At 52.1% G+C, this 5,013-nt stretch carries 3 protein-coding genes; 1 reads left to right on the forward strand and 2 read right to left on the reverse strand.

The genetic code is table 11. The features are described from left to right. Window positions 1-100: 100 nt before the first annotated feature. Together PN477_RS12595 and PN477_RS12600 are read right to left on the reverse strand one after the other, a co-directional pair. Window positions 101-403 carry a hypothetical protein gene (locus tag PN477_RS12595; RefSeq protein ID WP_272117742.1) on the reverse strand — a complete coding sequence of 101 codons (303 nt, stop codon included), beginning with the start codon at window positions 401-403 and terminating at the stop codon, window positions 101-103. 60 nt (window positions 404-463) lie between these two features. After that, complete coding sequence (locus PN477_RS12600; RefSeq protein WP_272117743.1) at window positions 464-4,123, reverse strand: hypothetical protein; 3,660 nt, start codon at window positions 4,121-4,123, stop codon at window positions 464-466. Window positions 4,124-4,356: 233 nt separating this feature from the next. Here PN477_RS12600 and PN477_RS12605 point away from each other — a divergent pair, with 233 nt between their 5' ends. Beyond that, window positions 4,357-4,926, forward strand: a complete 570-nt coding sequence (locus PN477_RS12605) for a Uma2 family endonuclease (protein WP_272117745.1) — start codon at window positions 4,357-4,359, stop codon at window positions 4,924-4,926. Window positions 4,927-5,013 lie beyond the last annotated feature (87 nt).

Here is a 5,013-nt window from a genome sequence, read left to right on the forward strand (position 1 = left end):
AAATTGCTGCCCGCGTTAAACGGTCTGGGGCTCAGTGGTCTCGCCACAATGTGCCTAAGGTTCTTCTACACCGTTGTGCTTATCTCAATGGTGAACTCTATTAATCTCTATGTACTATCTGCATAACTGGGATGCACCCCAGAATATCCTCATCTAAATTGCTCTCATCATCGTTCGTGAGGATGAGGGTGATGACGCTCTCAGCCTGGCCCGCTTGTAGGGCTAAACGAATGGCAAGAGGGGATTGACATTGGACAATTTTGATCGTGAATGTTTCATCTTCATATTCTGGTTCGCCGGTCCATTGGTGCGGCGTCCGAATTGCGATCGCTTTCGCCCGTGGGGACTTGGCTCGAATCGCGCTAACTTGTGCTTTGATCTGATTGAGGGTGAGGGCAGTCATGCAGTGGATCGGAATTTGAATTAATTAGAAGATGCGTTGAATTTTTCAAATATTATTTGTTCACTTATTTTGAATTATCCAGCTAATTGTTAGGTTAATTTTTTGACCAGATTCAAAATCTTTTTTTAACTTTTTAATTAAGTTTTGAGCGGCTTCAAGATCTAAATCTTTTTCTTCACCTTTCACAATATTTGGATCTGGTTTTGGATCTGGATCTGGATCTGGTTTTGGTGGGGGATCTATTATGGTGATTGGGGGTTTTGCGGCTGTAGTAATTAAGCGAAGGGCCTGTTTTTCGAGAGTACGGAGGTATTTTAACGAGTGGACGTGTTCGTCACTTTGCAGGATTTCGTTGAGGCGATCGCTAACCTGTTGAATTTCGTTGCGGATGGCTAGATCTAATGAGTCAGCGGGGAGGCTTTCGAGGGATTCAAAGGTTTCCCAGCGGGTTTGATTGAGGATTTGGTTGAGGGTTTCATTGAGGGTTAGGGTGTGGGCCATTGCGGTGGTGCTGGTGGCAAAGGTTGCTTGGGCTAGGGTCTCAATGACTTGATCTTTGGTTTGGCTACAGAGTTGATCGAATAGGGTTTGGGTAGCGCGGGCAGTGGTGACGCGATCGCACTCCTGATCACGATCCAACGTCTGCAAGCCAGATTGCAATGCCTTTAAATACGCTTGACAGGATGATTGGCGTGCGGTGGCTTGGTCGTAAACCTCGGCACAGAACTGAGCCACGGTGCTACTTTTGCACAGAGCGGGGCGGGGAATCTCCAAAAGGGCTTCGGCGTGGGTGATCGCCTCTGACCAGGCTTGCGCATCGGGGAGGGCCTCTTCGCGTAACTCGCAGGTATCGGGCAGATCGCGCAGGTTAGCCGTTTTGTAGAGCAGATTGTGTTGATAAAAGGCGCGGTTGGTTTGCTCTGCAAAGGTCAGAATCACGAGATTCTCAGCCTCTGGGGTCAGTCCCATCGCATCGGGTTGATTGATCCACTGTCGCAAACGGGCGACGGTCATCCGTTCCCCTTGGGCTTGGCGCAGGAAGTGCGTGCGCCAATGTTGGCCGAGGAGAAAATGGGTTTCGGAGAGTTCCCCTAAATGGAGGGGGAGGGCAAAGTCTTGGAGGGTTTTGCGTTGATTTTTGTCGATGAGCAGGCGATTTTCCGGGGCTTGGCTGGCACTCTGGATAATGACCCAGATCTTATCAAGATCGCTGCGACGCAGTTCACTGCCGAACAGGGGAGCCCCGGGAAACTCAAACCGGAGGACTTGGTCGAGTAGTTTGTCTAAGGCATCGGCGAGGGTCGTTGTGACGGGTGGCCGTAACTGTAGCCCGAGACAGAGAGAGACAAAGCGTTCTGCTAGATCAGGGCTGCGATCGGGGTCGAGAACATCGGGGTCTTGACGGATGCCGTAGGCCGTCTCTAGGTGTTGGCGCACCCGTAGATCGAGGGAGCTGCGTTGACCGTCTAAGATTGATTTTGCGGTTTGACGATCTTGGGGAGAAAGGTGAACCGTGTATTGACTGAAGCGATCGCCTGCCAAGACATGATTCACCTTGAGTAAATTCGCCACATCTTTCTGCGCCGTGGGACTCAAAAACGCCGGCAACCAGCAAATGGTTTTAGTCCCTTCGGGAAACTTATCTTGAAAATCTTGGACTCTGCCTAGGTCATCGGATGGGCTGTGGTTCTCTTGGTCAAAGGGATAGTCAATAATCACAAGCCAGCGATCGTCCGAATTTTGCAGGGAAATATCGGGCAATTCTCGAACATTTTTAAAAAGAACTTGGCAGGTTCGTTTTGTGTTGCGCCATAACCAGGTGTAGGTCAGTTCTTGCTGCCGACCATCATCGGTGATCTGGAATCGTTGCATCAGCATCTGGCTAATCAGTCGGGCGCGATTGGCTTGGTTATCCTCTCGCTCCGCCTGCTGCAAGATCATATCGGTATCCACACCGGAGAGTTGAACGCTCAGGGTTGGGTTGTGTTCATCGTCGCTGATGCGGAGTTCCCCAATTTGGCTGGCCCACTTTTTGCAGCGTTTGAGGGCTTCTTGGGTTTCCCGGCCCCGAATGGGGGATTTGATCGTGCCATAGTTCAACGCCGCCAGCCGTTCAGCGGTTAGGGTGCGCAGGGGTTCCACATCCGGAACCAAGGCCGAGAGGAGCAGGGTTTTCACCAAGCGGGCATCGTTGATTAGTTTTTGCCGTCTCCCGTCGGTTATGGGTAGGGCTTGGGCTGCATCCCAGGTCAGATCATGATCGCGCTCTAGCAAGGGTAAGAACTTTTGACGGTAGAGGCGGGTGGCATGGTTAAAGTGGGTGGCCATATCGGGGCTGAAGGCTTCTTCGCCGGTGGTGACTAGATCAAACAAGTCCCCCACCGGAATAATGTTTCCCACTTCGAGGCTGTCCCGTTGTTCTACCAAAAGCTGCATCATGATTTTGAGGGCCGTCCGTTCCCGCTGGAGCAGGCTAGAAAGGGCGATCAGGGTTTGAATGAGGGCAGGACTAAAGGGATAGACTTGCTGGAACATCTGCCGATCGCCCCCTTGGGTCAGCAAAATATTCAGGGTCGTATCTTTGAGTTTAATCGCGTCTTCAAAGGCGGCATCGAGTTCGTCCCGGGCGGCGGCGGTTTTGCAGCGCAGCACTCGTTTATGGGCGATCGCAGGTAAATTCCGGTCTTCGAGCACGATGCGATGAAACCGGCCTTCCCAATGTTTGAGGGCATCGCTAAAGTTCATCCGGTCAGCACCGGGGATCGTATCCCCGACCAGTTCGCGGAGATCGCGCTGTCGGGCCACAATACTAATAATCGGGATGGGGCGATCGGCGGCTTGGGCTTCCACCAGTTTGGCGAGTTTTTGGCCTTCGGTATGAACGAAGTTCAAGTCTCCGGCGCGGCTCGCGAGCCATAAAATCAATTCGTCCAGAAACAGAATTAAGCCATCGTAGCCCAATTGCTGGGTGTGTTTACTCAGGATTGAAAGCCCTTGATCGAGGCTGAGATATCCCTCTGTTTGGTTATCAACTTGCAGGTTATAGGAACTAAAAAACTGCTTCACCAGATCGCCCACCAGTTGCGCTCTTTTCTCATCGCCGGCTGGGGCATTCACTGCCTGTTCAAAGGTTGCAGCATCCCAAATTCCGGTCATATCTCCCCAGCCGGAATCATGGGTTTGGTTGAGTTCAGCGAAAAAGGCTTCATTTCCTAAACGCTGGCGCAAGTTTTGGGCATCTTGGAACAGTTCATTGGCGAGATAAATACCGGGGATGGGGGCATCGGGGTGATGATCTTGAATGAAACGGGCATAGCCGCCCAAAATACAGGCTTCCATGCTCACAGAGCCGATCGCATGGTAGGGAACCAGCAGAAATTTTTTACCCTCAATCCAGGGGTTATGGTTGGCGATGACGGGGGCGAGTTCTTTGATGCTTCTGGCGGCGGTGTTGCCTTTGAGGATCAGGTGCAGCACGGCCATAAAGTGGCTTTTGCCGCTGCCAAAGCTGCCGTGGAGATAGGTGGCTTTGCTGGTGCGTCCTTCGATCGCAGATTGAATAAAGCGCAGGGCATTGTCAAAACAATCAACGAGTTCGGGGGTGACAACGTAATCCTGGAGGGTATCCTGGGGGCGGCTGACTCCTTCGGAAAGCCTCAGGACAAAGTCACCTGACTGGACGCGATCAGGAATTTCGATGAGGTCTTTGATCAGGGTCATGGTGGTTAAGATTCGACGGTGAACAGTTAACGGTGTTGCAGTTGTGCGGGGATGCTGCGATCGCTTCTCTGAAATCTAACAGAATTTAGCGGTCTGGCCGGTGGGGAGGTGCGATCGCGCTACGAATCTTTAGAGATGGGTCGTTTGACAGCGTGGGGGAAAGGTCGGTGCGATCTGTCCTGATTGGCTACACTAAAAGCACCGCACTCAATCCTGATTGATGTTCGCTTGTTATGACCCTCAGCCCTAGCCATTTCATCCCCCAAAGTGATCCGCCGCGATCGGCTTCTCATCTGCTGCCGACCATGTATGATCTACCCAGTGAATTTCCTGAGGAACCAGGTTTGCCGGATGTTTTCCATGACTTACAGCCCCAGCTCTTGAGCCGCACCCTACAGTTAGCAAACCACAACCGAGAGCATTACTTCACCGCGTCGGATCTTAACCTCTACTACGATCCCCGGCATCATCTTTGGCATAAACGCCCGGATTGGTTTTTGGCGTTGAATGTCCCGGCTCTGTACGAGGGGCGCGAGTTGCGGCGGAGTTATGTGGTGTGGCAGGAGGGTCAAGCCCCGACGATCGCGGTTGAATTTTTGTCACCGTCTACGGAGCGGGAAGATCTGGGCCGTTTTTATACACCAGCGGATCAAGCCCCGGAATCGCCGTCACCCTTCCGCGAAAACCGTTCGACCCCGGACAAGATCGAGGTGTACGAAAAATACCTCCGGGTTCCCCATTATTTTGTCGGTAGTGCATTAATGCACGGGACGGAGGAAAATCAGGCTACACAACTACGATAACTAGGGAGACAAGCTCATGGCTATTGAGATGACCTGTCCGACCTGTGGGTCTTACGATATCTCCAAGAACGGCACTAGCCACCGAGG

It is taken from the genome of Spirulina subsalsa CS-330 (assembly GCF_028330765.1).
In the GTDB taxonomy this organism is placed as follows: Bacteria; Cyanobacteriota; Cyanobacteriia; order Cyanobacteriales; family Spirulinaceae; genus Spirulina; species Spirulina subsalsa_A.

Excerpts from the sequence above, each read along its gene's own strand:
- PN477_RS12595 (WP_272117742.1), bottom strand. The coding sequence starts at position 403 with ATGACTGCCCTCACCCTCAATCAGATCAAAGCACAAGTTAGCGCGATT.
- PN477_RS12605 (WP_272117745.1), top strand. The coding sequence starts at position 4,357 with ATGACCCTCAGCCCTAGCCATTTCATCCCCCAAAGTGATCCGCCGCGA.
- PN477_RS12600 (WP_272117743.1), bottom strand. The coding sequence starts at position 4,123 with ATGACCCTGATCAAAGACCTCATCGAAATTCCTGATCGCGTCCAGTCA.